Origin of the sequence: Chitinophaga caseinilytica (genome assembly GCF_038396765.1) — a bacterium.
Taxonomy (GTDB): Bacteria; Bacteroidota; Bacteroidia; order Chitinophagales; family Chitinophagaceae; genus Chitinophaga; species Chitinophaga caseinilytica.
In genome coordinates this window covers 5,388,227-5,415,141 of record NZ_CP150096.1, presented here as the reverse complement: position 1 = coordinate 5,415,141, position 26,915 = coordinate 5,388,227, and the positions used below count along the sequence as shown (strand labels likewise).

17 protein-coding genes and 1 pseudogene are annotated in these 26,915 nt (G+C 56.8%); 13 read left to right on the top strand and 5 right to left on the bottom strand.

All coding sequences use genetic code 11. From position 1 onward, the window contains the following. Positions 1 to 6 precede the first annotated feature (6 nt). The 13 genes and pseudogenes from WJU22_RS22255 to WJU22_RS22190 all read left to right on the top strand — a co-directional run bounded on the left by WJU22_RS22255 (position 7) and on the right by WJU22_RS22190 (position 17,929). Positions 7 to 1,506 carry a M81 family metallopeptidase gene (locus WJU22_RS22255; protein WP_341840378.1) on the top strand — a complete coding sequence of 500 codons (1,500 nt, stop codon included), beginning with the start codon at positions 7 to 9 and terminating at the stop codon, positions 1,504 to 1,506. Beyond that, positions 1,503 to 2,327 carry an SMP-30/gluconolactonase/LRE family protein gene (locus tag WJU22_RS22250; protein ID WP_341840377.1) on the top strand — a complete coding sequence of 275 codons (825 nt, stop codon included), beginning with the start codon at positions 1,503 to 1,505 and terminating at the stop codon, positions 2,325 to 2,327. The genes WJU22_RS22255 and WJU22_RS22250 overlap by 4 nt, the downstream gene beginning before the upstream one ends. Before the next feature lie 22 nt (positions 2,328 to 2,349). Then, positions 2,350 to 3,333, top strand: coding sequence for a mannonate dehydratase (locus WJU22_RS22245; RefSeq protein ID WP_341840376.1), 984 nt, complete (start codon positions 2,350 to 2,352; stop codon positions 3,331 to 3,333). Positions 3,334 to 3,349: 16 nt separating this feature from the next. Further along, positions 3,350 to 6,367 (top strand): hypothetical protein, encoded by a 3,018-nt coding sequence (locus WJU22_RS22240; RefSeq protein WP_341840375.1) that lies wholly within the window; start codon positions 3,350 to 3,352, stop codon positions 6,365 to 6,367. A 127-nt stretch (positions 6,368 to 6,494) separates the two neighbouring features. Next, on the top strand, positions 6,495 to 7,799 hold the full coding sequence (locus WJU22_RS22235) for an aspartate aminotransferase family protein (protein WP_341840374.1): 1,305 nt from the start codon (positions 6,495 to 6,497) through the stop codon (positions 7,797 to 7,799). A 92-nt stretch (positions 7,800 to 7,891) separates the two neighbouring features. Then, positions 7,892 to 8,785, top strand: a complete 894-nt coding sequence (locus tag WJU22_RS22230; RefSeq protein ID WP_341840373.1) for an AraC family transcriptional regulator — start codon at positions 7,892 to 7,894, stop codon at positions 8,783 to 8,785. Between the two features lie 141 nt (positions 8,786 to 8,926). Further along, the gene (locus WJU22_RS22225; protein WP_341840372.1) at positions 8,927 to 10,501 is read left to right on the top strand and encodes a hypothetical protein; all 1,575 of its coding nucleotides are present in this window, start codon (positions 8,927 to 8,929) and stop codon (positions 10,499 to 10,501) included. A gap of 49 nt (positions 10,502 to 10,550) precedes the next feature. Further along, positions 10,551 to 11,969 (top strand): sugar porter family MFS transporter, encoded by a 1,419-nt coding sequence (locus tag WJU22_RS22220; protein WP_341840371.1) that lies wholly within the window; start codon positions 10,551 to 10,553, stop codon positions 11,967 to 11,969. A gap of 25 nt (positions 11,970 to 11,994) precedes the next feature. Beyond that, positions 11,995 to 12,758 (top strand): annotated as a pseudogene (locus WJU22_RS27310) (SDR family NAD(P)-dependent oxidoreductase). Positions 12,759 to 12,786: 28 nt separating this feature from the next. Then, complete coding sequence (locus WJU22_RS22205) at positions 12,787 to 13,419, top strand: SGNH/GDSL hydrolase family protein (RefSeq protein WP_341840368.1); 633 nt, start codon at positions 12,787 to 12,789, stop codon at positions 13,417 to 13,419. Positions 13,420 to 13,450: 31 nt separating this feature from the next. After that, on the top strand, positions 13,451 to 15,016 hold the full coding sequence (locus tag WJU22_RS22200; protein ID WP_341840367.1) for a hypothetical protein: 1,566 nt from the start codon (positions 13,451 to 13,453) through the stop codon (positions 15,014 to 15,016). Continuing rightward, complete coding sequence (locus tag WJU22_RS22195; protein ID WP_341840366.1) at positions 15,013 to 16,572, top strand: hypothetical protein; 1,560 nt, start codon at positions 15,013 to 15,015, stop codon at positions 16,570 to 16,572. Before WJU22_RS22200 ends, WJU22_RS22195 begins: the two co-directional genes overlap by 4 nt. Positions 16,573 to 16,582: 10 nt before the next feature. Continuing rightward, positions 16,583 to 17,929: a hypothetical protein gene (locus WJU22_RS22190; protein WP_341840365.1), complete on the top strand. Its 1,347-nt coding sequence runs from the start codon at positions 16,583 to 16,585 to the stop codon at positions 17,927 to 17,929. Positions 17,930 to 17,996: 67 nt separating this feature from the next. Here the strand turns inward: WJU22_RS22190 and WJU22_RS22185 are convergent, their stop codons facing one another. From WJU22_RS22185 to ppsA, 5 genes are read right to left on the bottom strand one after another with little or no spacing between them, the layout of a single operon-like run. Beyond that, the gene (locus tag WJU22_RS22185) at positions 17,997 to 19,415 is read right to left on the bottom strand and encodes a Glu/Leu/Phe/Val dehydrogenase (protein WP_341840364.1); all 1,419 of its coding nucleotides are present in this window, start codon (positions 19,413 to 19,415) and stop codon (positions 17,997 to 17,999) included. 12 nt (positions 19,416 to 19,427) lie between these two features. Then, positions 19,428 to 22,262: an FAD-binding and (Fe-S)-binding domain-containing protein gene (locus WJU22_RS22180; protein ID WP_341840363.1), complete on the bottom strand. Its 2,835-nt coding sequence runs from the start codon at positions 22,260 to 22,262 to the stop codon at positions 19,428 to 19,430. A gap of 25 nt (positions 22,263 to 22,287) precedes the next feature. Continuing rightward, a complete protein-coding gene (locus tag WJU22_RS22175) occupies positions 22,288 to 23,139 on the bottom strand; it encodes a fumarylacetoacetate hydrolase family protein (RefSeq protein ID WP_341840362.1) in 852 nt (283 codons plus the stop codon). Continuing rightward, on the bottom strand, positions 23,136 to 24,050 hold the full coding sequence (locus WJU22_RS22170) for an SMP-30/gluconolactonase/LRE family protein (RefSeq protein ID WP_341840361.1): 915 nt from the start codon (positions 24,048 to 24,050) through the stop codon (positions 23,136 to 23,138). Before WJU22_RS22170 ends, WJU22_RS22175 begins: the two co-directional genes overlap by 4 nt. Positions 24,051 to 24,060: 10 nt before the next feature. Then, positions 24,061 to 26,493: a phosphoenolpyruvate synthase gene (gene ppsA, locus WJU22_RS22165; RefSeq protein ID WP_341840360.1), complete on the bottom strand. Its 2,433-nt coding sequence runs from the start codon at positions 26,491 to 26,493 to the stop codon at positions 24,061 to 24,063. Positions 26,494 to 26,915: the final 422 nt, after the last annotated feature.

Genomic DNA, 26,915 nt, shown 5'->3' with positions numbered 1-26,915 from the left:
ACAGACATGAGTTTTGACGGCAAACGGCTGCGCATAGCCATTCTGGGTATTTACCACGAATCCAACACCTTCATCAACAAGCCCACTACGCTCGACGATTTCCAAAACAGCCACTGGCTGAAGGGAGACGCCATTGCGCGGGAGTACCGCCATGCCTTCCACGAAATCGGTGGGATGCTGGAAGTGCTGGAAGAAAATACGATCACGGCAGTACCCGTCATGTACGCCGAAGCCACGCCCGGCGGAACGGTCAGCGCCGGAACCTACGAAACGCTGCTGGAAGAAATGATGCGCGGGCTGGATGCAGTATTGCCCATCGACGGCTGCCTCGTGGTACCGCATGGGGCGGGAGTTTCCGAAAAGCATCCGGATATGGACGGCCATTGGCTGACCCTGCTCCGGCAGCGCCTGGGCCCCGATATGCCCATCATCGGAACGCTGGACCCCCACGCCAATGTGAGCCCGGCGATGACCGCAGCCACTAACGCATTGATCGCCTACAGCACCAATCCCCACATCGACCAGCGTGAAACCGGTAAAAAGGCGGCCACGCTGATGGTGGAAACGCTGAAAGGCAACATACGGCCCGTACAGCAACTCGTACAAACGCCGGTCGCCATCAGCATCGAGCAGCAATTTACTGCAGCGGAGCCCTGCAAAGGATTATATGACCAGGCGCGGGAAGCGGCCGGGCAACCGGGCGTTCTTTCCATCAGCATCTTGCTCGGTTTTCCATATGCCGATGTGCCGGAAATGGGGAGCGCATTCATTGTTGTCACCGATAACAAACCGCAATTATGCGATCGCATTGGGATGGAATTGAAAGACAGACTGATCGATCGCCGTGCTGATTTCGTGGCAGTGAAACACGATATCGCCACGCTGCTGCCAAAGATGCAGGAGTGGGCCAAACCGGTATTGCTGCTGGATATGGGCGATAATGTGGGCGGCGGCTCCCCGGGCAACAGCGCCTTTCTGCTCGCCGCAGCGGAAGCGTACAAGATGTCTGGTTGCTTTATCTGCATCTACGATCCTGCATCCGTCGCCGAAGCGTTGAAACACCAGCCCGGCGAAACCTTTTCCCTTTCGCCCGGCAATGCGGAGGGGGGATATATGCAGGGAGAAACGGCATTCACCATTCCCGTGCGCCTCCTCATGGAAGCAGACGGGAAGTTTTCGGAAGATAGTCCCCGGCACGGCGGACAAGTAAATTTCGATATGGGGAAAATCGCCATCGTGCAAACCGGCGGCGGGAACGTGATCATGCTCACATCCTTGCGCGTGCCGCCTTTCAGCCTGCGGCAACTGACGGCTTTCGGCATTCATCCGCAACAATTCAACGCGGTAGTGGCCAAAGGCGTGAATGCGCCGATCGCGGCGTACGGTCCGGTGTGCCCCACGATCGTACAGGTGAACACGCCCGGCGTTACACAGGCCGATATGACGCGGTTCACTTACCGCCATCGCCGCCAACCATTGTTTCCATTTGAACAGGATATAAAATGAACAAGATGATATCGGTCACCATCGTTGAACGGCTGGCGGAGCTGCCGTGGTACACGGAAGGCCCGGCCATGGATGCACAGGGTAACCTGTTTTTTACCACATTGACCGGTGGCATCATTTTCAAAATGGACACGGAAGGAAAGTTGTCGCACTGGGCCTACGCGAAATGTCCCAACGGCCAGTACATCCACCCCAATGGCGACCACCTCATCTGCGACAGCGGGCAGGCGGGCATTGCCCGCTTCGGGCCAGACGGCGAGCGTAAAGGCTATGCCATCAAAGACACCTGCGACGGCCAGACGCTGCGTGCGCCCAACGACTTGACGGCCGACGCGGATGGCGGGATGTACTTTACCGATTCCGTGCGGGAATCGGGGATGGTGTGCTATTTCGGAACAGACGGATCGCAGCGCATCGTGGGCAAGGGTTTCGATTTTCCCAACGGCATTGCACTGAGCGCGGATGGCAAACGCTTGTTCGTAGCCGAAAGCTACCGCAACCGGATCCTGACTTGCGCCCTTCGCGGACCGGGACTGCCCGACGGGAAGTGGGAAGAGTGGGCGCGGCTACCGGAACACCCGTCGGGAGACATCGTCCAGAACCTGCCGGATGGCGTCCGTATGGGAAAGGATGGCTTGTTGTACGTAGCGCATTACGGCATGCAGGCGGTGCAGATGTTGGATGAAGATGGGATGTTGGTGGATACGGTGCGGACGGGGTACCCGCTCACCAGCAACCTCTGCCTGCTGGAAGGAGAGATGATCGTGACGGGCGGCTACGGAGAGCCCGGCCCCGGAGGCGTATCGAGTATCAAATTATAAGAATCAGTAAAATACATACGAAATGAAAATAGCAGAAGTGCTGTCACAGTACCCCGACCGGCTATGGAGGCTGGCTAAACAGGCAGGCGTAACACATGCGGTAGCCCGGTTGCCGGTGCAGGCAGACGGTACACCCTCTTACGAGTACATGGACCTGCTGCATATGAAGCAGCGTTTTGATGATTTCGGCTTTAAGCTGGAAGTGATAGAGCCCGGGCTGGATGCGCAAATGCACCGGATGAAACTGGGCATCGACGGGCGGGATGAAGATATTGCCCTGTGCCAGCAGTTGATCCGGAATATGGGGGCGCTGGACATCCCCGTGTTCTGTTACAATTTTATGGCGGGATTCAACTGGCTCCGCACCTCCGTGTCTACACCCACCCGTGGCGGCGCGTTGGTAACGAGCTATAATCATGCGCTGATGAAAGATGCACCGCTGACCCCGGCGGGCATCGTGCCGGAGGAAAGGTTGTGGGATAACCTGCAGTATTTCCTGGAAAGGGTGATCCCCGTCGCGGAAGCGGCTAACGTGAAACTCGCGCTCCACCCCGACGATCCCCCCGTTTCGCCCATCCAGGGGATTTCCCGCATCATTACCAGCCCCGCGGCATTGAAACGCGCGATCAACCTCGTGCCCAGCGCCAACAGCGGCGTTACCTTATGCCAGGGCAGCCTCGCCGCGGCGGGGGCAGACATTCCGCACGAAATCCTCGAACTCGGTAAGGCCGGTAAAATATTCTTCGTGCATTTCCGCGATATACGCGGCCAGGCGCATGCGTTTTCGGAAACCTTCCACGACGACGGGCAAACCGATATGTACGCCGCCGTGAAAGCTTATACCGCCGTTGCGTTCGACGGGCCCGTCCGGATCGATCACGTGCCTACCATGGAAGGCGAGAACAACCGCGAGCCGGGATACGGCGAAGTGGGGCGCCTCTTTGCGTTGGGTTACCTCAAAGGCTTGCTGGAAGCTGCGGAATACGAAAAGGGATCATGCATGTAAATCAAGGTAAATAGCTATGAACAGAAGAGAAACGCTGAGATTACTGGCCCTGGGCTCGGCCGGCGTGGTGGCGCCCGTGGCCGCTTGGGGCAGTTCGCCGGGCAAGCCGAAGGAAACGCCCGCTACCGGGCCGGACGACGGGCTTACCGGGGCATCGGGCCCTGCTTTTGATACGCACGCGGCCACCGATGCGGGCCGGAAGACGGTATTGTACCTGGTGGCCGACAGCGCTTTCCTCAGTGCGGTGGGCGGTAATTTGCCGGCGAACGTAGTGCCATTACAGCGCCATCAGCTGGATGAAGCAAAACTGCTGCAGGAACTGGCCGCGGGCAACGGGATGATCTGGGTGGGGAAGCCTGAAGGGATACCGGCGGCTTTGTCGGTAGGAGGGTTTCGCCCGTCGGAGGCCGCTTTGGCGGTGAGCGTTGCGGCGAACGGGCCGATGCCGCTGGCGGATATCACGTTCAAACCGGCGGTTTCTTTTTCCGCTTACATCGCTCCGCCGAAGGAGATGCCCAACCATAACATCGATGAAGAAGTGCGGGCCGATTTTCTGCCCGTGCTGGAAGCATACGACCAGTTCGGGAACCTGACCGGGTACCCCGGCCTGCTGATGAGCTATTATGCGCCATCGCTGGCGGCGGGCAGGTTCAAAGGCAGCGACTGCTGGTTCTACTTATTCGAAAATCCGCTGGCGGCGCTGGACGTGAAAGGATGGACGGCCCTGCTGCAAAAAACGGCTGCGCGATGGAAGGGAGGCCTGCAGGTGTATGCGCATCAATCGAATTACGCGGCTTATCATCCCGGAGAACGGGTGCAACTGCGGACCCGCGTGCAGAACCAGGGCACACAGGCAGTGGCGGCAACGTTCCGCTATTCCGTGAAAGCTCCCGGCGCTGGTGCGTTTACGCCGCTGATCACCACCCGCCGCGTGGCTTCCGGCGGCAGCGATACGGAAGTATTATGTGATTTCAAACCCGTTGCCGGCAATGGGATGTGGACCATCCAGCTCGAGATCCTCCAGGATGTGGACAAGGCCGCATTGCTGGCGCTGGAAGGCGAACCGGTGGTTATCGATAAACGCTACATCGGGTTCGTAGCGCAGGGAGCTGCGCTGCAAACGCCGCCCATGCTGGCGGTGAAAGGTCCCAGCATCGTGCTGGATGGCGAAGAAGGCTTCTGGTCGGGGACGCACTATTACCCTTCCACCTCCTGGTGGGAATGGGCCTGGCGCGATTTTCATCCGTTGAAGGTCGCGGAAGATTTTGCCGCCATCCGCAAGGCCGGTTACCGGATCGTGCGGGTGTGGGTAGACCCCGTTACCGATGAGCCCTCGCTGCGCGCCATGGACGCCGCCATTCAACTGGCCGCGGAACACGGCCTCGTGCTGGATATCTGCATTTTCACGCAATGGGCCCGCCATATGGGTTTTGAAAGGCCCGACGGCACGCATGCGTATTTCGAATACCGGCATGAAAGGGATTTCAATATCGTCAGCTTCTCGCTGCGCAACCTCGGGCTGCAACGCGAGCTGGTAGGCTTGCTGGCGGCAAGATGGAAGGGTGCGGGCAATATCATCTACAATCTTGCCAACGAAGTATATTTAAAAGATCCGGATGAAACGCAGATGGATGCGGAGGTAGCCACCTGGAGAGGGATTCCCGCCGGGAAAGGCACCCTGCGCGATTCGATGCTGTTCCGCCGCTGGTCTAACGAAATGACGGCCGCCATCCGCAACGCGGGCGGCATGCAGCCGGCGATGCCGGGATATATGTTCTCCACGATGGACGGCGGCGATACTTACCTCGCTAATGAAGACGCGCCCATACTGCCCTGGCATAATTACCTGCCACCGGAACAGGCGGGTTTGTCTGCCCAATACTTCGACCCGATCGGCTCCAACCGGCCGGTGATCATCGAAGAATTCGGCAACGGCAAATGGAACAACCTCGCTTATTACGATGCTTCCGTTCACTATGCGCTGGCGGGCGGTGCGGCCTGCGCCATGTCTTACGAATGGGGCGTGAGCTGGTTTGCCCGCGAATCGTGCTACTGGCCGCTGCCCCTCCGGGAAGCGTCGCAGCTGGAGCCAGATCCGCGCTGGTTCCCGCCCTACCTCGGGCTGGACTCCGCCTGGTTCGAGCGCGGGGTAGGACTATGCCCCACGCCCAGCGGCACCGGCTACGGTTCGGTGTACCACGGCACGCCATTCCCCGCCGACGCGGCCATTGCGCTGGGCCGGCTGGGGTTGATGGGCAAAGGGCTGCAGCGGGTGGCTGTTCCGGAAAAGGTCTACATCATTGTGCCATCCGGGAACCTGTCGGCGATGGAGCCGGTGAAAAAGACGCTGGCGGCGCTCTGGGCCGGTAAAGCCCTCTTCGGCGTCTGGCAGGAATCCGCGCTGGAAGCGATCCCCGCGGGCACGAAAGCCGTCATCTGCCCCCATCCGCTCACCAACCCCTCCGCACTCCAGGCCCTGCGCAGCAAAGGCGTAGCCGTGTTCGAAGGGCCGGACGCCTGGCAGGCATGCAACGCGTTCGAAAAAGTGGACGTGAAAAATGGGGAGCAGGTGAAGCTGCTGGCGCGCCGTACCGAAAATGGCGTACTGTTTACATTGGCAGCGGAGCAACCGGCGGATGCCAAACCCGTTGCGCGCACGGTGGCGTTGCAATACGGGAAAACCGCCGCCGGATTAACCGTCAGCGATTTCGGGATCGTGCAAATCACCGGCAAGGGCGTTGTGCTCATGGAAGGCGGTGGCGAACTGCGGATCAACGGCAAGCTGTTATGCAGCATCCCGCAAGGCAGGGTCATCCTTTCCGCACCCGGCGGGCAAGACCTGCTCCAGGCAAAACAAATTCAATTGATGGCCACCGTGCCGACAAAGATCAGTTTTGGCCGGAAGATCGCCAGCGTAGGCATCAGCGACGGGGTGAAGCCGCCGGTAAAGGTGACACAGCGGCTGGCAAACGGAAAAGACCTGCTGATCGACGACCAGCTGGTGAAGTATATGATACATCTGACATTGGCATAGGGTGAACTGCGGCTGGTTAAATGTTTGATACTTTTTGATCAGCCGCCCGCATTTTCCCCCCGCTTATCGGCGGAACTTTAAGGGAACGCCGGAAGGCGGACTTACACACGATTAAAACTATTTACGAATGGAACGCATAGCATATACCGAATCGGCGAAATTATTGGAAAGGGCGAAGAAGGTGCTGGCAGGCGGCGTGTCTTCCGAATTCCGGAAGTACAACCACCCGCATGCCATTTTTTACACGCATGGCAAAGGCAGCCGCGTGTACGACGTGGATGGCAACGAGTACCTGGATTTTACGTTGAGCCAGGGCCCGCTGATCCTGGGGCATTCCCACCCGCATGTACTGCAATCGGTCACGGAATATTCCGGGCCCGGGCAGCTCTTTGCCGGGCAGCATATCCGGGAGATCGAACTGGCGGAGAAATTATCGGCCCTGGTACCCTCGGCGGAACTGATGCGTTTTTGCCTCGACGGGTCGGAAGCGGTGCAAACGGCTTTCCGGGTGGCGCGGGCGAAAACGGGGAAACAGAAATTCCTCCGTTTTGAAGGGCATTACCATGGCTGGCTCGATAACGTGGCCTGGGGGATCTCCGCGCCGGACGCCGCATCGCTCGGCCCGCGCGAAGAGCCGGTAGCCTGGCCCTGGTCGGGCGGTTTGCCGGAACAGGCCAGGAACGAATTCATCATTCTGCCCTGGAACGACCTCGACCTGCTGAAAGCGAAACTGGCGTCGCATCACCACGAGATCGCCGGCATCATCACCGAGCCGGTCATGTGCAACAGCGGCTGCATCCCGCCGCAGGAGGGCTTTCTCCAGGGGCTCCGCGCATTGTGCGACCAATACGGCATTGCATTGATCTTTGATGAAGTGATCACGGGCTTCCGGTTGTCTATCGGCGGGGCACAGCAATATTTCGGCATATCGCCAGACATGTCCATTTTCGCGAAAGCCATGGGCAGTGGTTACCCGATCAGCGCCATCGTGGGCAAACGCGAATGGATGGGCTTGATCGAAAGCGCGAAAGTGATCCACGCCGGCACGATGAATTCCAGCAACGCCACCATTGCGGCGGCATTGGCTACGATAGAAGTGCTGGAGCAGGAGCAGCCCTATGCGCGCATGTTCGCGCTGGGCAACCAGCTTATGGAGGGCCTGCGCGAAGCGGCCGCGCGCCACGGGCAACCCCTGCTGGTACAAGGGCCCGGCCCCATGTTCAATTCCGGCTTCACCGGGCTGGACCAGGTCAGGGATTACAGGGATACTTTCACCTACGATAAAGCGAAGCTTGGTAAGTTCATTGCCGGGCTGCACGACCGGAAAGTAAGGGTCATCGGAAGGGGATTATGGTACATCAGCGCAGCACATACAGAAGAAGATATAGAACGCGCCGTGGCTGCGGCATCCGACGTGATGGCCACGTTGTAGAACGGCCGTATCTGCCGGCCGGAAAATAGTATAGTATGTCGGAAAACCAAAAATAATATGTTATATTTAGGTGTATACCAATCTTTTTGGACATGAGGCTGCTACAAACCGAAATCACTCCGTTTATCAACAATTCTCTGTACCTGGATTTTAGGGATCAACCTTTCCTGTCTTCATTGAATAACGAACAGGCGTCGTTTCACAAGCATCCTGAACTGCAACTGACTTTCATCCTGGAAGGCTTCGGCAAAAGGATCATCGGCAACGAAGTGGCGCCATTCGAACCGGGAGATATGGTATTCATCGGTTCCAACGTTCCACATATCTGGCTCAGCGATCCCGTGTTTTACGAAGAAGGGTCTAACCTCCGGTCGAAGGTGATCACCGTGTACATCAACCCGAAGATCTTCCAGCAGATGTTCGATTTCGTCAGCGAATTCGACGCCATCCGCGAAATGATCAAGCAGGCATCCAAGGGCATCAATATCTACGGGGAAACACGCAACGTCATCGCCGAAAAACTGATCGCCCTCTCTTCTAAAACCGGCTTCGAAAGAGTGCTGGAATTATTGCAGATCATGAATATCATTTCCATTTCGGGAGAAAAAAACCTGATCATCAATAAAGACGTGGAAGAACCGGTCTCGCATTCGGACCGGCTGCTGGAAGTGATCAATTTCATCAAGTTCAACCTGCACGAGCAAATCACCCTCGAACAGGTGGCGGAAGTGGCCTGCATGACGGTGCCCTCATTCTGCCGCTTTTTCAAGAACAAGACGAAAAAAACGTTCCTGCAATACCTGGTAGATCAGCGCATGGCGCATGCCTGTAAGCTGCTCATCGAAATGGATAAACCGATCTCAGAAGTCGCCAGCCTGTGCGGGTACAATTCGAATTCCCATTTCTGCAAAGTCTTCCGGGAACGCATCGGCCAAAGTCCTTACCAGTACAAATGCAGCATCGCCAAGTGCGCGGACCAATGCTAAATACATCTATCCAGGGGGTAACAAAGTGATAATTCCGGTTAATTACCCGACATTTATTTTTCTCCTGACGTATTATTTTTAACCAGCCACCTGTTAACGCACAAGCGTTAGCGATTTTTTCTTTCATTTATAGGGAACGTTATGATCAAAGCAATAAAGATATTTATGGCTTGCTGGGCTGTTATTGCCATGCAGGTCGCCTCCGCGCAAACCGCCGCTACCAGGCCGCTTTCAACGGAAAAAATACTGGGGATGTACATGCACCAGCACTGGTCTTACAAGCATCCCTACGCCGTCCGCACCTGGACGCTGGACGACTGGAAAGGGTACCTCGACGGCCTCCACCAGCTGGGATACAACTACATCCTCATCTGGCCCATGCTGGAAATCATGCCCGACCCGCTCACGCCCAGCGACGAAGCCAACCTGGCCAAAATCGCGAAAGTGATCGATATGGCGCACCAGGACTACAACATGCGGGTGTCTATCGTATTCTGTCCGAACGTATCACCGAAAAGCGAGGAAGGCCGTAAATACACCTTCGAAGACCGGCCTTTTTTCCATACAGACGACCGGGTAGACCCCGGTGACCCCATCGCCTTCGGCAAACTGATGGAATGGCGCGAGAAGCTGTTCAAGCCGCTGGCGCAGGCCGACGGGCTCTTCGTGATCGATAGCGACCCCGGCGGTTACCCGCACTCCACCAACATGGAATTCGTTTATATCCTCGGTGCGCACCGCCGGATGCTGGACCGCCTGCGGCCGGGCATCGAGATCAATTACTGGGCGCACTTCGGCTGGGAATCTTATGGTAATTTCTACGCCACCGGCGATTTGGTGAAACGCGGCCCCGAAGAGATCCGCGAAGCCATGCAATTGCTGGCCAAACAACACTACGAGCCCTGGGGCGTAGCCAACAGCGGGTTCGAAGATAACTTCGCCGACCCGATCCAGATGCAGGATAAAGTACTGGCGTTCCCTTACGGCGCCATCGAGTACGAGCCCGCTTTCCCGCTCACGATCTACGGCGGCGACCGGGCATCCGGCGGCGGGCGCAGGGGCGGCAAACGCGGCGTGCTGGGCAATGCGCAGTCGCACGTGGTGCAGCTGCCGAATACTTTTGCGTTTGCCCGCGGTGCGCAGGGGAAAAGTGTAGAGAAGGAAGATTATACCGCTTTCGCCAATGCGCTCATTCCCGGCGCCGGTAATAAAATCGTAGAAGGATGGGAAGCGCTGCAGGGCGAAGACGCCGTGCGCATGCGCAAAGCAGCGAAGCAGTTGACGGGCATGCCGAAAAGCGCATTGCAGGGCGGCCCGTTGAAAGGACTGATGTTCGGCGACCCCGCAGGATTCGTGCGCGACCTGGCGCTGCAACTGAACATGGCGGCATCACTGTATGAACTGAGGGCCGTTGTGGACGGCAACAAAAATGCGGCTGCGAAGAAGAAGGCGCTGGCGGTTTTTGTGGACGCGGCTTCTGCCTGGCAGGGGCAGCACGGCTACAGCAATTCCTGGCACTGGCCGCAGATGGAATCGACGCTGCGCAAGCTGAATCTGCCAACGATCAATGCCACGCTCGATACCCACACCTGGACCAGCGAAGAGGGCGCTACGGCGTTCGACCGGGTGAAGAACGGGCTGGCAAGGATGGAATCCTTTACGCCGAGGCTCCTCGCTTCGATGCGGAAGGCGCTCGGCGAAATGAGCGGCAAGTAAAAAAATCGATAATCTACAATCAACAAGCAATATGGCTCACGGCAATATAATGGTCAACACAATAGAACAGGACCCCGGCAGGCAGCGGGCCCCGGTCCCCAAGGCAGGCAGGTTATACATTTATGCCATCGTGCTGGTGGCGTCTATCGGTGGATTCCTGTTCGGGTTCGACCTGGTGGTGATCGCCGGCGCGTTGCCTTTCCTGGAGGCGGATTTTAACTTATCGGCCGCCATGAAAGGGTTCGCCGTCAGCAGTGCGATTCTGGGCGCGGTAACGGGCCCGTTGTTCGGCATGTGGTTCACCGAGCGCCTGGGGCGCCGGAAAACCATGATGCTCGCCGCGTTTTTCTTTATGATTTCCACCATCGGTACGGCTGCCGCGGCCGGGATATGGGACTTCGCGGTTTGGCGGTTCTTCGGCGGCGTGGGTATCGGGTTGGCGATGATGTCGTCGCCCATTTACATCGCGGAACTATCGCCGCCACACCTGAGAGGCGTACTGGTGAATGTAAACCAGCTGTCGAACGTGATCGGCATCAACCTGGCCGTGATCACCAGCTATTTCTTTTCTTTCGAAGGATGGGGCTGGCGCTGGATGTTTGCCGCGCAGGCGGTGCCGGTGGCACTGCTCATCGCAGGTTTGCTGCTGATCCCCGAAAGCCCGCGCTGGTTGGCGGCCCGCAACCGAATCGGCGAAGCGCTGAAAGTGCTGTCGCGCATCAACGGGCCGGAGCAAAGCGAGCTGGAAATGAAGGAAATTGAGAAAGAATTGAAACAGGAGACGGGCGCATTCCGGGAATTGTTCCAGCCGGGTATCAAAACGGCTTTGTTCATCGGGATCGTCATCATGATATTTTCCCAGATCAATGGTGTGAACATGATGCTGATGTATGCCCCGAGCATCCTGGCGGAATCCGGCATCAGCGTGGGTTCCAATGCGATCCTCAGCTCCATTCCCATCTACCTGCTCATTTTACTGACCACCATCCTGGCATTCGGCCTGATCCGGCGCTTCAGCCGCCGCGGGCTGCTGATAACGAGCGTGTTGCTCATGGCGCTGGGGCACATCATCATGGCGATCAACCTGCAGATGCACTGGCCGCCGATGTTTACGCTGGTGCCGATGCTCATCGGAACGGGATCGTTTACACTGGGCCTCGCGCCGCTCAGCTGGGTGATCGTGTCGGAAATTTACCCGAACCGCATTCGCAGCAAGGCGCTGGCCGTAGTGTGCTTCTTCCTGTACGCGGCATCGTTCGTTACCGCACAGTTTTTCCCGATGCTGACGGAATGGTTCATCCAGACCTTCGATAGCGCAGCCGGCGTGTACTGGATCTTCGCCGCTATCTGCGCTTCCTGCGCACTTTTCTCCTGGAAAATGGTGCCGGAAACCAAAGGCCTCAGCCTGGAGAAGATCAGCGAGTTCTGGCGCGACCGGCAGCAGAGCGGGTCGAAACGGGCGGTTTAATTGTAGCTAATTTAAAAGACATGATATGCGATTGAAAGATAAAGTAGCCATAATTACCGGTGCGGCGCAGTCCATCGGCAAAGCGGTGGCGCTGCGTTTCGCAGCGGAAGGCGCGAAGGTGGTGGTGAATCACCTCGCGCATCCGGAGCTGGCGGCGGAGGTCGTGAGCCTGATTACGGCGCAGGGTGGCGAAGCGATCGCCATCGCGGCGGATGTGACGGATGAAATGGCGGTAGAAAGGATGGTCAGGCAAACGGTGGAAAGCTTCGGTGGGGTCGATATCCTGGTGAACAACGCCGCCATCGATCCGCGGAAAGCCTGGCATGAGATCTCCGTGGCGGAATGGGACCGGGTGATGACCAACAACGTGCGCTCGCAGTTCGTTTGCGCAAAGGCCGTTTATCCCTATATGCAGCAAAAAAATACGGAAAGATCATCAACGTATCGTCGGTGACATTTTTCGCCGGTTCGAAAAACTATGTGCATTACGTGGCGTCCAAAGGCGCGGTGATCGGGTTTACGCGGGCGCTGGCCCGGGAAGTGGGCGCTGATAATATCATGGTAAATTGCATCACGCCCGGCGCAGTGCTTACCGAAACGGAGCTGGAGAAAGTAGGCTCGAAGGAAGCGCAGGAAAAGGCGACCGAATTCCTGCTCGGGGTACAGGCGATCCCACGGCGGCAACAGACGGACGATATCGTGGGGGTGTTCGTTTTTCTCGCATCCGCAGACAGCGATTTCGTAACCGGCCAGACATTAAACGCTGACGGCGGCTGGATGATGCATTAGCGCACACCGGTTTTCAATATCAATATGTATGATGCACCGATTTACATGGGCGGTTTTGTGCTGCCTCATGCTGGGTTGTGCGGTAGCGAAGCACAAGAAAGAAGCCCGGAAGAAGCCTGTCGTTTTCATGGGCGATTCCATTACACAAGGCTGGCAGGCCCTGATGCCGGAATTCTTCGCCGGAAAGCCGTACGTCAACAAAGGGATCGGCGGGCAAACGACGCGGCAGATGCTGGCGCGTTTTCAGGCAGACGTAATGGATCTGCATCCCCACGCCGTGGTGATCCTCGGCGGCACCAACGATATCGCCGGGCTGGGTGGGGATATGCCGGTTGATTCGATATTCCGGAACATCGTCGCCATGGCCGGGATGGCGAGCGCGAAAGGGATCAAGGTGGTCTTGTGCTCAGTGATCCCCGCTTACGAATATGCCTGTTGCAAAACCGTAAAACCCGTGCCGCTCATTGCCGCGCTGAACGAAAAAATCAGCAGGTATTGCCGGGAGGAAGGGATTTCCTTCGTCGATTACTTTCCCGTGCTGGCCGATGAAAAACGTGGACTGGCCCCGGTTTTAACGGGCGATGGCGTTCACCCGAACCGCGCCGGATACGAAAAGATGCGGCCGCTGTTGGAAAAAGCGATCGCAAGCAGCTATCAATAATCAGAAAATCAGTTTTCAAAAATATTGCACGATGAAGTTACCGTTGAGATTATCACTGATCGCAGTCATGGCGATGTGCCTGGTCACGCAGGTGAAAGGACAGCAAAACATAGGCAGGAAGGAAGTAGGGATGTACATCCACCAGCATTGGTCTTACAACAACCCCTATGCGGCCAGGACCTGGTCGCTGGACGACTGGCGGGGATACCTCGATGGTATTCATAAACTGGGGTTCAATTCCATCCTCATCTGGCCCATGCTGGAAATCATGCCCAATCCGCTGACGCCCAGCGACGAAGCCAACCTGCAAAAGATCGCCAAAGTGATCGACATGGCGCATGCGGATTACGATATGCGGGTTACCATCGTGTTTTGTCCGAATGTTTCCCCCAAAAGTGAAGAGGGCAGGAAGTACACTTTCGAGAAGCGGCCTTTCTTCCATACAGACGAGCGCGTGGATCCAGGGGACCCCGTGGCGTTCGGCAAGCTGATGGCATGGCGGGAAGAACTGTTCCGCCCGCTGGCAAAAGCGGATGGCATGTCGATCATCGACAGCGACCCCGGCGGATATCCCAACTCCACCAACATGGAATTCGTTTATCTTCTGCAAGCCCACCGGAAAATGCTGGACCGCCTCCGCAAAGGTATCCAGGTGGATTACTGGGCCAACTTCGGCTGGCAGTCATATGGCCATTTTTACGCCACCGGTGAATTGAAACGCGGAGAGCCCTCCGAAATTATGGACGCCATCAGCCTGCTTTCGCGGCAGCGCATGGAGCCCTGGGGCGTGGGCAGCGGCTACGGTCCGGGTATTGCGGACTCCCTTGGCATGGGCAACCGCGTCATCACCTACAACTACGGCGCGATAGAAGGAGAGCCCTCTTTCCCTTTCACGCTGTACGGGGGCGACAGGGCATACAATGGTGGTAAAAACGGCGGCCAGCGCGGAACGATGGGCAACGCCCAGACGCACTGCATCCAGCTGCCGAATACATTCGCCTTTGCAAGAGGTGCACAGGGCAAACCCGTTACCACAGCAGATTACATCACATTCGCCAACGACCTTATCCCCGGGCAGGGCAGGCTCATCGTGGAAAGCTGGGAAGCGCTGCAGGGGGAAGATGTGGCGAAAATGAATAGTTGCATCAAAAGATTAGGGGCCCTGAAACCCGGTTCCCTGAAAAGCGGCCCCCTGGAAGGATTGCTGTTCCGGAACCCTGCAAGGTTCGTTAACGACCTGGTGCTACAGCTCCGCGTGGTCAGCACGATGCATGAACTGAAAACCGCATTGAACGGCACGCCGCAGCAAGCAGCTGTGAAAAAGAAACTGTCGGCCTTTATAAACGCCACAGAAACCTGGCAGGGCGCGCACGGCTACAACAACCACTGGTACTGGCCCGCGATGCAGGAAACCCTGGCCAAACTCAAATCGAAGCAACTCGATGCCACCCTGGCCACCCTCACCTGGGTGAGCGATGAAGGGGAAACGGCCTTCGATAAAGTGAAAAACGGCATGGCCCGGCTGGAAGATTATACCCCGCGGCTGATCAAATCGATGAAAGTGGCGTTGCAGGAAATGGAAAATCAACAACCATGATCCGGCGTTTGGCGATCGCTTTTTGGATGATGGTATGCTTTCAAACGGCGGTGGCGCAGGAGAAGGCGGATGACAAAATCCTGGGGATGTATGTTCACCTCGGTTGGTCTTACCATCATCCATATGCCGCCCGGACGTGGTCGCTGGATGATTGGCGCAATTACCTCGGCGGCCTCCGGCAACTCGGTTACAACAGCATCCTCATCTGGCCCATGCTCGAAACGATGCCCGAACCGCTGACCACCGGCGACCGCCGTCAACTCGAGAAAACAAAAGCGATCATAGACCTGGCGCACCGGGATTTTGCCATGAAGGCATTTGTGGTGTTGTGCCCGAACATCCGCGCGAAAAATGAACTGGCAGCGAAGTACACATTTGAAAACCGGCCGGTGTATGGGGTGGATGAATACATCGATCCCGGAGACCCGGAGCAGCTGGGTAAACTGGTTGCCTGGCGGCAGACACTGATGGAACAGCTCCGGGATTGCGACGGGATTTTCATGATCGACAGCGACCCGGGCGGATATCCCAATTCCACCAACATCGAATTTGCTTACCTGATGGCGGCGCACCGGCGGATGCTGGACCGCTTGCGCCCGGGCATCGAAATCTATTACTGGGCCTGGACGGGCTGGGAATCTTACGGGAGGTTCCATGCCACGGGGAACTTCAAGATGGGCCAGCAGGCCGAGATACAGGACGCGCTTTCCCTCATCGGCCGGCAGCACATGGACCCCTGGGGCATCGCGACCCATTGGCTGGGCTACGGTGCGCAGATCGACTCGTCGATGCAGGACCGCGTGCTGGCGTACAACTACGGCGCCATTGAAGGGGAGCCATCTTTCCCATATACCAATTATGGCCCCGGCGCCTACGATGCCGGGAAGAACAAAGGCCGCCGCGGCGTGTTCGGAAATGCCCAAACCCATTGTATACAACTGCCCAATACCTTCGCCTTTTCCAGGGGCGCGCTGGGCTTGCCGGCTGAAAAAGCGGACTATATCGCTTTTGCCGATCAACTGATCGAAGGGGCGGGTACAGCGATCGTGGCCGGTTGGGAAGCATTGCAGGGCGCGGATATCGGCAGGATGAAAGCCGCCGAAAAGGAGCTGGCCCGTTTTCAGAAGGTCAAACTAAAACCCGGCAAATTAAGCGGCCTCCTCTTCGGTGATCCGGAACGGTTTGTCACGGACCTGATCGCGCAGCTGCGGATGACAGCTTCGCTGTTTACTTTGCGGGAAGTACTGGCAAAGAACGCAGACGTCCGGTCTGCGGCAACTACGGCGGCATTTGCGGCGTTTATCGCCGCGGCGGATGGTTGGCAGCAAAGACATGGTTACAAAAGCTATTGGCATTGGCCCGCCATGACGGAAACGTTGAAATCCTTTCCTTCGGCGCACTTGCAGCCGTTCCTGACGGATAAGCCCTGGTGGGAGCGCGGCGAGGGCGCTACGGCGGCAGAACGCACCGCCAATGCCTATTCGATGGTACAAACCTACACGCCCCGGCTCCTCGAAGCCATGAAAGCCACTTTAACGGATCTGATAACGAAATAACAACGGTTATATGAAAAATGTCTCCTTATTTGTGCTGATCGTTTGCTTGTCCGGTATATGGAATGCCTGCGCGCAGCAACAGCGAAACGCGGCCATACCGACGGTTGGTTTATATGCTTTTCATCCCGCAGGGGAGCAGCATTACCGCTTCTGGAAGGCTTGCGGGTACAATACGCTCCAGTTCATCGATATCGCCGTATCGCTGCCAAGGGCGGAGCATCCCGCGTTTTATGAGCGCATTGCAAAGGGCATCGCCGATGCGCAGCGTGCGGGATTCAAGGTGGGCGTGATCATCCAGTCGAACATCTCGCCGCATCCACAGCAGTGGTGGGATACTTTCAACCCGAACGACAAAGATTCCATGGCCATGCGCCTCGATGATATTGCCAAAGGGGTGCGGCTGCTGTCGAAAGCGGATTTCTTTTCCTTCTTCGGCGGAGATCCCGGCGGGGCGCCGGTGCCCCTGGGCCGCAGTGGCATCGAAAAATGGATGGAAATGTCTGGCAAAGTACAGGCGATCGTGAAGAAGGAAGCGCCAAATGCTTTCTACAACGCCAATATCTGGGCCGTTACGCATTGGGACGATAAAACGATCAACCCCTTCTACGTCGATTTCTGGGATAAGGAAGTGGCGTACGGTAAGATGATCGCTTCCAACGACCGGTTCATCACCAAAGATTGCGGCATCGAATTTCCTTTGCATAACTATTACCGCTCGCTGGCTTTCAAAGCCTATTCGGATGCCAAACGCGACCCCGAACCTTATCCCGTGGCCACGGATGTGGAAAAGTTGAAAGCGCGCGGCGTGAAGCATTTGTGGGGATGGGCGCATTTCCTCATTGACGAAGTGGATGACGGGTATACCGGTTACAGCGGACAAAAACACCCAACCCAGGCGGAAACCCGTTACCTGCACCGGATCGTTTCCGACGCGCGGAACGCAGGCCTCAACGGGATCTTCAGCTTTACGGACGGGCCCGGTTCCGAAATCGAAGCCATGAACGTATACGCTTTCGGCATGTTCTGCCAGGACCCTTCCCGGACGCCGGAGCAATCGGTGACCGAGTTCGCCGGCTTTATCGCCGACAGCAGCTCGAGGCATTCGCTGGAACAGGTCATCCGGTTTATCGAAAACCGCAGCACCTGGGAAGCCAGCATTCCCGAAAAATACCAGGTAAAGAAATTCGATTGCAGTTTGAAAGATGCCGGCCAGGCATTGCAGGCGCTGCAGGCCGTCCGCGCCAACCCTCAGCCGGCGTTCCCCTTGCCCGAAGCGCCCGGTAAATACCTCGAAAGGCTCCGCAGCCGGCTGGAAGACATCAAGATGAAAGACGACGCATCAATATCCAAAAACTAACAATTAACGATGAGTACATTAAAAAAGCCTTGCATCTGCAAGGCTTTTCCTGTTGTTGGGAAACGGGTCAGGGAAAGATGCCGAGCTCGCTGTAGGCGGTGGCTACTTTATTGATCGCCACCACGAACGCGGCGGTCCGCATATCGGGAATGGCGGGATGGGCTTCCCATGCATCCATGATCTCCCGTGCTCCGGCGATCATCGTTTCTTCCAACCCGCTGTATACCAGGTCGATTTCGTTGGCGCCGTGCAGGATGCTTTGCCGCGCGTTCGTGCCGATCTGTTTGCCGGTCAGTTCTTCCATCTGCTCAAGCATCCGGTTGTTCATATGTTCGGTAAAGCGTTTCTCAATGCGGCCATATCGCACATGGCTCAGGTTCTTCAGCCATTCGAAGTAGGAAACAGTGACGCCGCCCGCGTTCAGGTAAATGTCAGGCACCACCAGCGTGCCTTTGCGGGCGAGGATTTCATCTGCCGCCGATGAAACCGGCCCGTTGGCGGCTTCCGCGATGATCTTCGCGGGGATGCGGTGCGCGTTGCCGGCGGTGATCACCATTTCCAGCGCGGCGGGTATGAGGATATCGCAGGGGTATTCCAACGCGTCGGTGGATTTGTGAAAATGCCGGGCGGAAGGAAAGGACAGGATGGACCGGGTGGCATTGCGATGGGCGACTACCGCGTCTACATCGAGGCCGTCTTCGTTGTAGATAGCGCCTTCATATTCAGCGATCGCAACAATAATTGCGCCTGCGTGCTGGAGGTATTTCGCGGCGTGGTAGCCCACGTTCCCCAATCCCTGCACCACTACTTTTTTACCCGCGATCCCAGGAGCCAGGCCGATGCGTTCCATCACGGCGGGCATCCGGCAGATCTCCTGCAGGCCGTAAAATACGCCCAGGCCCGTAGCTTCCTTGCGGCCGCGGACGCCTCCCTGGGCCAGGGGCTTGCCTGTCACCGCGCCCAGAGCGTTGATCTCGCCCGGGTGCAATCCCTGGTAAGTATCCGCCATCCAGGCCATTTCCCGCGCGCCGGTGCCGTAGTCCGGGGCGGGCACATCAATGCCCGGGCCGATAAAATTCTTCCTGACCAGCTCCGCGGTATACCGCCGGGTGATCCGTTCCAACTCATCCACCGAATATCGTTTCGGATCGATTTTGATGCCGCCTTTCCCGCCGCCGAAAGGCACGTTGGCGATGGCGCATTTGTACGTCATGAGGGAGGCCAGCGCCACCACCTCGTCCTGGTTCACTTCCGCGGCAAACCGGATGCCTCCCTTGCTGGGCGTTTTATGTTGGGAATGCTGTGCCCTGTAGGCTTCGATCACCTCGATCTGCCCGTTGTCGCGGCGGATGGGGAATTTTATGCTGTACACGGCGTTGCAGGCTTTGATCTGCGCCAGGATGCCGGGGGGCCAATTCGTGAATTCCGCGGCTTTATCGAAGCAGTTGCCCACGCTTTGCATAAAGCCTTGCTCGTTGTCTTTCATGATAGATGTAATTTATTGACTGTCGGTATTGTGAAGGGGGATCATCATTTCGTCGGCCAGATACAGGATGGATACATAATTCGCTTGCACGGCTTCGGATAACGCGATTTCGCAGGTTTTTGTAGAGGAGTAATAGCCATCATATGCGCTGCTCCGCACTTCCCCGGCTTCCTGCTGCGTGGCCGATTGCGTCAGCTGCGGGAACAGGAACCCGCGGTCGCCCGCCATGCCGCAGCATCCGGCGGATTTCGGGACCGTCACCTGCCGGGCGAAATGCTGTGCCACCCGGATGAATTTGTCCTGCGTTTTCATTTTCTCCAATGAACAAACCGGGTGGAGGACGATGTTGCGCCTGTTTTCCCGTGCGCCCACCGTGGGCATCACCATGTCGTGCAGGAAATCCACGGAATCCAGGATCGTCAGCTGGTCGAAACGGATTTTATCCCCTTCGTCCAATACGCTGCGCATCGTTTTCAGGGTGTAAGCGCAGGAGCTGACGTCCGTTACCACCGGTAGCGCGCCCTGCCGGGTGCTGTTCCACAATTGCTGCATGACCTTGCGGGCCGTAAAGGCATAGGCGGGCTGGAACCCTTTGGAAGAAAATATCTGTCCGCAGCAGCTGCCGTAAACATCCTCGGGAACGATCATCTCGATCCCCGCTTTGGCGCAAACGCTGGCGAATGTTTCCAGGATATCTTTCTTTTCTCCCGTGTAAGTACCCATCACCCTGGAAATGCAGGCAGGGAAGTAAACGATGGTTTTGCCGGTGGATGATGAGCTTGATTTCGTGCGCAGCTTTGCGGGCGGCCTGGCATCTGCCGGCCAGACGGGCAAAGCGGGGACCACTTTGCGGAGGAGCTTCGTCAAACCGGTCATAGTGCCACTGCCGAAGGCCCCATTGATTTTTGTACCGATCAGCAGTACATTTCTTACTAACCATTCCACGGCCGTAAACCGCCGCGCGATCACCAGCGCGAGCTTGTTGGCGGCAGGGGAGTGGTTTTCGCGGCGGAGGCGTTTGATGAGGTCACCGGTATTGATATCGACAGGGCAGGCGGTGGCGCACAAGCCATCCACGGCGCATGAATCCATCCCTTCGAACCGGAATGCCTTTTCCAGTTGGCGGTGTTGCCGCTTGTCACCGGAAAGCTCCAGGTTTTTAAGGGCCCGCCGCAAAACGATCCTCCGGCGCGGCGTGGCCGTTATATCGCGGCTGGGGCAGCGGTGCTCGCAATAACCGCATTCGATGCACCGGTCCACTTCATCTTCCACGGCGGGCAGGTGCTTGAGGTTTTTGATATGTACGTCCGGGTCGCTGTTTACGATCACACCGGGGTTGAAGATCCCATGCGGGTCTACGGCGTTTTTTATCCGTTTGATGATGGCGTAGGCTTCGCCGCCCCATTCCGTTTCCACAAATGGCGCCATGTTCCGGCCGGTACCGTGTTCGGCCTTCAACGTGCCTTCGTACCGCAGCACCATGTCTACCACCTCGCGGATGAAGGCGTCGTACCGTTCGATTTCATCGGGCGTGTTGAAGGATTGCGTCACCACGAAATGAATATTCCCGTCTTTCGCATGGCCGAAAATAATGGCGTTATCGTACCGGTGTTTCCGGAACAATTCCTGCAATGCCGCGATGGCATCGCCGAGTTTTTCGACAGGGAACGCAACGTCTTCCAGCACCACCGTGGTGCCGCTGGCCCGCACTGCGCCCACCGCGGGGAACAGGCCCTTGCGGACTTTCCAGAGGAATTGCTGTTCCGCCGGATCGGTCGTAAAGGCGGGCGTGTTGAGGAGCGATAATTGCGGGGCCTGGGCCAGGAACGCCTGCACCCTTCTGTTTACGCGCTCCGGGCTGTTTTCCTGGAATTCGATGAGGAGCGCGGTGGCCGCGTTTGGCAGGGTTTTGACGATGGGTGGCATCCCTTCCAGGTTTTCAATGGCGCGGAGCGAAGCCCTGTCCATCAGTTCCACCATCATCGCCCCCAGATCTCCCAGCGGCCGGATGGCCTGGCAGGCGGCGGCGATGGTCGGGAAATAAAGCAGCGCGGTAGCTTTATGGGGATAATCCGGCACCGTGTCCATAACGGCTTCCGCGATAAAAGCCAGCGTTCCTTCCGCACCGATGAGCAGGTGCGCGAGGATGTCGAGCGGATGTTCGAAGTCGATGAACGCATTCAGGGAGTACCCGATGGTCGTTTTCGTCTGATACTTCTTTCTGATCTTTTCGAAAAGCGCCGCATCGGCCCATATGTCTTGCCGGATATTTTTCAACGTGTCAAACAACGCCGGACAGGCCATTTCGAACCGCGGGTAGTCGTTTTCATTTTCCGTATTGAAGAAATTGCCGTCGGGCAGCATGAAGCGGAGGTGCCTGAGGGTATGGTACGAATTCTGCCGGACGCCGCAACACATGCCGCTGGCGTTGTTCGACAGGATGCCGCCCATCATGGCGGCGCTGATGCTGGAAGGGTCGGGGCCGATCTTTCTTTTGTACTTTTTCAGGTATGCATTTACCATGGCGCCCGTGATGCCGGGTTGCACCCGCACCCGCGCGCCATCGTCTTCAATCCTGATTTTCTTCCAATGGAGGCTGAGATCTACGAGGATCCCGTCGGTGATGGATTGCCCGGAAAGGCTCGTGCCCCCTGTCCGGAAGACCAAAGGCACTTGGTGGCGCCGCGCAAGCCGGGAAATCAAAGTGATCTGCTCCTCGGTTTCCGGCTGCACCACGGCTTTCGGCACCAGGTGATAGAACCCGGCGTCGGAAGCAAACGCCACAAGGTCGATATACCTGTCCCGGATCAGCCGTTCGGGCAGGATTTTTCTCAATTCACTGCGCATGTCTGTAGTTTGATTGGCGGGATGATCAGGCGGGGATACAAACCTGTTTTTGTTCGCCCAGTTCGTCGATGCTGAGTTCCACGACATCGCCTTCCCGGAGGAATTGCTGCGGGTCCATGCCCAGCCCTACACCGGGCGGTGTGCCGGTGTTGATGAGGTCGCCCGCTTCCAGCGTCATGAATTGCGACAGATAATGGATGAGATGATGGCAGTCGAAGATCATGGCGTTGGTGTTGCCCGTTTGCATCCGTTTGCCGTTCACTTTGAGCGACATGGAAAGATTGTGGACATTGAAGATCTCGTCTTTCGTGAGCAGGTAAGGCCCCAGCGGGTTGAAATTGTCGCAGGATTTACCTTTGGTCCACTGTCCGCCGCGCTCGAGCTGGAATTCCCGTTCGGATACGTCGTGCGAAATGCAGTACCCTGCGATATAGGATTCCGCATCTTTTACGGTGGACAAATACCGCGCGTCTTTCGACATCACCACGCCCAATTCCACTTCCCAATCCGTTTTTTTACTGTTCCGCGGGATGAGTATCGGGTCGTAGGGCCCCACCACCGTGTTCGCGCCCTTCTGAAAGAGAATGGGCTCGGCCGGAATGGCCATATTGCTTTCCTTCGCATGGTCGGAATAATTCAGCCCGATGCACAGCACTTTCCCCGGCCGCGCCACGCAGGATGCCCACCGGGCATCCGCTTCCACGTCAGGTAATTGTGTGCCGCCCGTTTCCAGGAAGCTGCGCAGTTTTTCGAGGCCGTTGTTGCGGAAGAAGGTGTTGTCCCAGTCGTGGAAAACGTGCGACAGGTCTTTCCGCTGCCCGTTCAAAAGAATACCGGGTTTTTCGTTGCCCGGGTTGCCAAAGCGTATGAGTTTCATGATGAAGCTTGTTTGGAATGACGGAATACACCGGGGCGCATGCCCTGGAATCCGGAGTTTTTAATCACGAACAGCGACCCAGCCAGCGGCTGCTCGTCGTGTTGCTTTTCTTTGAGGCCGATGCTGGCGGAAGTGATGTAGAGGTCTTGCAGGGTTTCGCCGCCGAACGTACAGGAAGTGACGAAGGCTACCGGCAGCCGGAAGCTGAACAGTTTTTCGCCGGTTTCCGGGTTCCATCGGGCCACTTGCCAGCCGTCCCAATGCGCGATCCAGAGCATGCCTTCGCTGTCGATGGTCATACCGTCGGGGAGGCCTTCCTTTTGGGGGATGGGGAATGCGGAGCGTTTGGGGCCGATGCGCCCGGTTTTGGTATCGTAATCGAACACCGCCACTTCGAAAGTAGGTGTGTCGATGTAGTAGAACGTCCTGCCATCGGGGCTCCAGGCCATGCCGTTCGACATGGTCACTCCCTGCAGTTGCGTTGTGCAGCGCAGGTCGTGGTCGAGCCGGTAAAGATTTCCTGCCTGCTTTTTATGGTTCAAAGCCGTGCTGCCGATGAGGAAACGCCCTTCCGGATCGCATTTCCCGTCGTTATAGCGGTTTTGCGGCAGATGCGCTTCCGGGTGATGGAGGAGCTTTGTCCTGCCGCTCGATCTGCCTACGAACGAAAGTCCTTCGCGCAGGCCGGCAATGAAATCGCCATTTTCGCAGATGGCCACTGCGCCTACCAGGCTATCCACCTGGTGGGTTCGGTGGGAGTTTCCGGCAGGTTGATACTCATGTATCCGGCCATTGAGGATATCGACCCAGCAAATGCTGCCTGTTTTTTCGTCCCACACCGGGCCTTCGCCCAGCAGGCAGCAGTGTGGCACCACCACCTCGCAGGGCCGCGTTTCTGTTGTAGTGAACATATGCGTGCTTTTAGAAGGGCTGGGGCCGCTTTTTCCGGTTTTCGGTTTCGATTTTATGAATGGCGGCATTGGTTTTCAGGAACGAATCCGGCGTGATGGATAAGGTGTCGATACCTTGCTCCACGAGGAACTGCGCGAAATCCGGGAAGTCGGAAGGCCCCTGCCCGCAGATCCCCACTTTGATTTTGGCTTTTTTCGCCGCCTGGATGAGCCGGACGATCATTTCCTTCACTGCGCTGTTCCGCTCATTGTAAATGCTCGCTACCAGGGAAGAATCGCGGTCGAGCCCCAGCACGAGCTGCGTGAGGTCGTTGGAGCCGATGGAGAAGCCGTCGATATGTTTGGCGAACTCGTCGGCGAGGATGATGTTGGAAGGGATTTCTGCCATCAGGTAGACCTGCAGCCCGTTTTCGCCTCGCTTCAACCCATATTCCTCCATCACCTTATACACGGCGAACAGCTCGTCGACCGTCCGGCAGAAGGGGATCATCACGATGACGTTATCGAGCCCCATTTGCTCGCGCACCTTTTTGATGGCGCGGCATTCCAGCCCGAAGGCTTTCTTGTAGCTTTCGGAGTAATACCGCGAAGCGCCGCGCCAGCCCAGCATGGGGTTTTCTTCTTTCGGTTCGAAGTATTTGCCGCCGAGGAGATTGTAATATTCATTCGTTTTGAAATCGCTGAACCGCACGATCACCGGCGAAGGGTGGAAGGCCGCGGCGATTTTGCCAACGCCGTAAGACAGCTTTTCGATGAAGAAATGTTCTCCGCTTTCAAAACCTTTGGTCAGCTGTTGGATCCTGGCCGTCAGCTCCGCATCGTTAAGCGAAGCGTGGTTCATCAGCGCCAGCGGATGCGCCTGGATGTAATTGTTGATAATGAATTCCTCACGCGCCAGCCCCACGCCCTTTCCGGGTAAATGTGCGATGTGGAAAGCCTGCGAAGGAGAAGCCACGTTGAAAAGGATCGTCGTGTCTACCTGTGGAATGTCTTTGATATTGGTTTCCACCAGGGAATATTCCAGCTGGCCTTTGTAGACTTCGCCTTCTTCTCCGCTGGCGCAGGATACGGTTACTTCCAGATTATCGGTCAGGATTTCGGTGGCGTTGCCGCAGCCTACAATGGCCGGTACGCCCAACTCCCGCGCGATGATCGCCGCGTGGCAGGTGCGTCCGCCTTTGTTGGTAATGATCGCGGAGGCCATTTTCATGATGGGTTCCCAATCGGGATCGGTCATGTCGGTCACCAGCACGCTGCCTTTTTTGAACTCGAAATGCTCGCCGATGCGCTTGTCCAGCGAATACATGATATTGACCGGGCCGTACCCGATCTTATTCCCCACCGCAATGCCTTTGAGGATGGGCTTTTCGCGGCTGAAGTCTTCGCCGAGTTTGTAATCTACGAGCAGGGCCGCGTCTTTCCGGGAGTGGATCGTTTCGGGGCGGGCCTGTACGATGAAGAGTTTGCCGCTTAGCCCGTCGATCGCCCATTCTACGTCCATCGGGCACCAATGGCCGCGGAGGTCGGAATAATATCCTTCAATGATGCACACCCATTCCGCCAGTTGGAGGATCTGCGCATCGTTCAGGCAAAACTGGTTTTGCTTGGATTTGTCGACCGGGATGGTTTTAACGCGTTCGTCGGGATTGTCGCCATATACCATCATCTGGTCTTTCACCCCGATTTTCTTTTCGAGGATGGAAGGAAAACCTTCTTTCAGTTTCGGTTTGAAGACGATGAACTCATCCGGCGAAACGCTGCCCTGCACTACCATTTCTCCCAGGCCGTAAGAACCGTTGATCACCACCACATTTTTGAAACCGGATTCGGTATCGAGTGAAAACGCCACGCCGGCGCTGCCGAGGTCGCTGCGGATCATCTTCTGCACGCAAACCGACAATCCCACTTTAAAATGATCGAACCCGAAAGTGCTGCGGTAGCTGATGGCGCGGTCGGTGAACAGCGAGGCGAAGCAGTTCCGCACGGCATCCATCAACGCGGCGGGCCCGCGGACGTTCAGGTAAGTTTCCTGCTGGCCGGCGAAAGAAGCGTTGGGCAGGTCTTCCGCAGTGGCGGAGGAGCGCACGGCAACGTCGGTGGATTCCTGGCCGTAGGATTGCGACAAGGTGTAATACGCCTCGATGATCTTCACGCTCAGCTCTTTGGGCAACGGACTGTTCCGGATGAGCTGGCGGACGGAGAGGCCCGCGCGGCGGAGGGATTCCACATTGTCGTGGTCGATGTCATGGATGAGGTCCCTGATCTTTTTGTCCAATTGATTCTGGACGATGAATTGGGTGTACGCTTCCACGGTGATGACGAAGCCGCCGGGGATGCAAATGCCCAGGCCAGACAGCTTCTGTATCATTTCGCCGAGCGACGCATTTTTCCCTCCCACGGAAGGAATGTCGTTGATCCCCACACTACTTAAATCCAGTATCATTTTATCAGCATGCATAATTTTGAATCAATTTATTTCAAAATTAGGGGCGATTGGATCGCGTTAATGTATGTATGTTGTCAATCTTTATCGACATATTACCTCCATGCCGATATGCGTTGAAATGAAGCAGGGGCGTAGCAAACGGTGTAAAAATGACGTTTCTTGCCGCCGGGAAAACAGCCGGGTAACTATTTGATACTTTCCGCTAATATCACGACATATTCCCGTTGTGGGTTTGGTAATTTAGTGTTGCAGGTCCTATGGCTGTTTTTTGTTTCGATACATTGTTTGTTGCCTGCTAATAATGATGATGAATGTGCTGCAGGTGCCGCGTAGCGCCTGGAATATCAAAGTAACAATCAGCATGAATATTCAACCAAATTCAATACGGCTGGGAAACAGCCGGTGTATACTGGAGATAG

What these genes read in the sequence shown, in the direction of transcription:
- WJU22_RS22240 (WP_341840375.1), top strand. Translation starts at nt 3,350, where the DNA reads ATGAACAGAAGAGAAACGCTGAGATTACTGGCCCTGGGCTCGGCCGGC.
- WJU22_RS22250 (WP_341840377.1), top strand. Translation starts at nt 1,503, where the DNA reads ATGAACAAGATGATATCGGTCACCATCGTTGAACGGCTGGCGGAGCTG.
- WJU22_RS22255 (WP_341840378.1), top strand. Translation starts at nt 7, where the DNA reads ATGAGTTTTGACGGCAAACGGCTGCGCATAGCCATTCTGGGTATTTAC.
- WJU22_RS22230 (WP_341840373.1), top strand. Translation starts at nt 7,892, where the DNA reads ATGAGGCTGCTACAAACCGAAATCACTCCGTTTATCAACAATTCTCTG.
- WJU22_RS22175 (WP_341840362.1), bottom strand. Translation starts at nt 23,139, where the DNA reads ATGAAACTCATACGCTTTGGCAACCCGGGCAACGAAAAACCCGGTATT.
- WJU22_RS22235 (WP_341840374.1), top strand. Translation starts at nt 6,495, where the DNA reads ATGGAACGCATAGCATATACCGAATCGGCGAAATTATTGGAAAGGGCG.
- WJU22_RS22195 (WP_341840366.1), top strand. Translation starts at nt 15,013, where the DNA reads ATGATCCGGCGTTTGGCGATCGCTTTTTGGATGATGGTATGCTTTCAA.
- WJU22_RS22185 (WP_341840364.1), bottom strand. Translation starts at nt 19,415, where the DNA reads ATGAAAGACAACGAGCAAGGCTTTATGCAAAGCGTGGGCAACTGCTTC.
- WJU22_RS22200 (WP_341840367.1), top strand. Translation starts at nt 13,451, where the DNA reads ATGAAGTTACCGTTGAGATTATCACTGATCGCAGTCATGGCGATGTGC.
- WJU22_RS22170 (WP_341840361.1), bottom strand. Translation starts at nt 24,050, where the DNA reads ATGTTCACTACAACAGAAACGCGGCCCTGCGAGGTGGTGGTGCCACAC.
- ppsA (WP_341840360.1), bottom strand. Translation starts at nt 26,493, where the DNA reads ATGATACTGGATTTAAGTAGTGTGGGGATCAACGACATTCCTTCCGTG.
- WJU22_RS22220 (WP_341840371.1), top strand. Translation starts at nt 10,551, where the DNA reads ATGGTCAACACAATAGAACAGGACCCCGGCAGGCAGCGGGCCCCGGTC.
- WJU22_RS22180 (WP_341840363.1), bottom strand. Translation starts at nt 22,262, where the DNA reads ATGCGCAGTGAATTGAGAAAAATCCTGCCCGAACGGCTGATCCGGGAC.
- WJU22_RS22205 (WP_341840368.1), top strand. Translation starts at nt 12,787, where the DNA reads ATGATGCACCGATTTACATGGGCGGTTTTGTGCTGCCTCATGCTGGGT.
- WJU22_RS22245 (WP_341840376.1), top strand. Translation starts at nt 2,350, where the DNA reads ATGAAAATAGCAGAAGTGCTGTCACAGTACCCCGACCGGCTATGGAGG.
- WJU22_RS22225 (WP_341840372.1), top strand. Translation starts at nt 8,927, where the DNA reads ATGATCAAAGCAATAAAGATATTTATGGCTTGCTGGGCTGTTATTGCC.
- WJU22_RS22190 (WP_341840365.1), top strand. Translation starts at nt 16,583, where the DNA reads ATGAAAAATGTCTCCTTATTTGTGCTGATCGTTTGCTTGTCCGGTATA.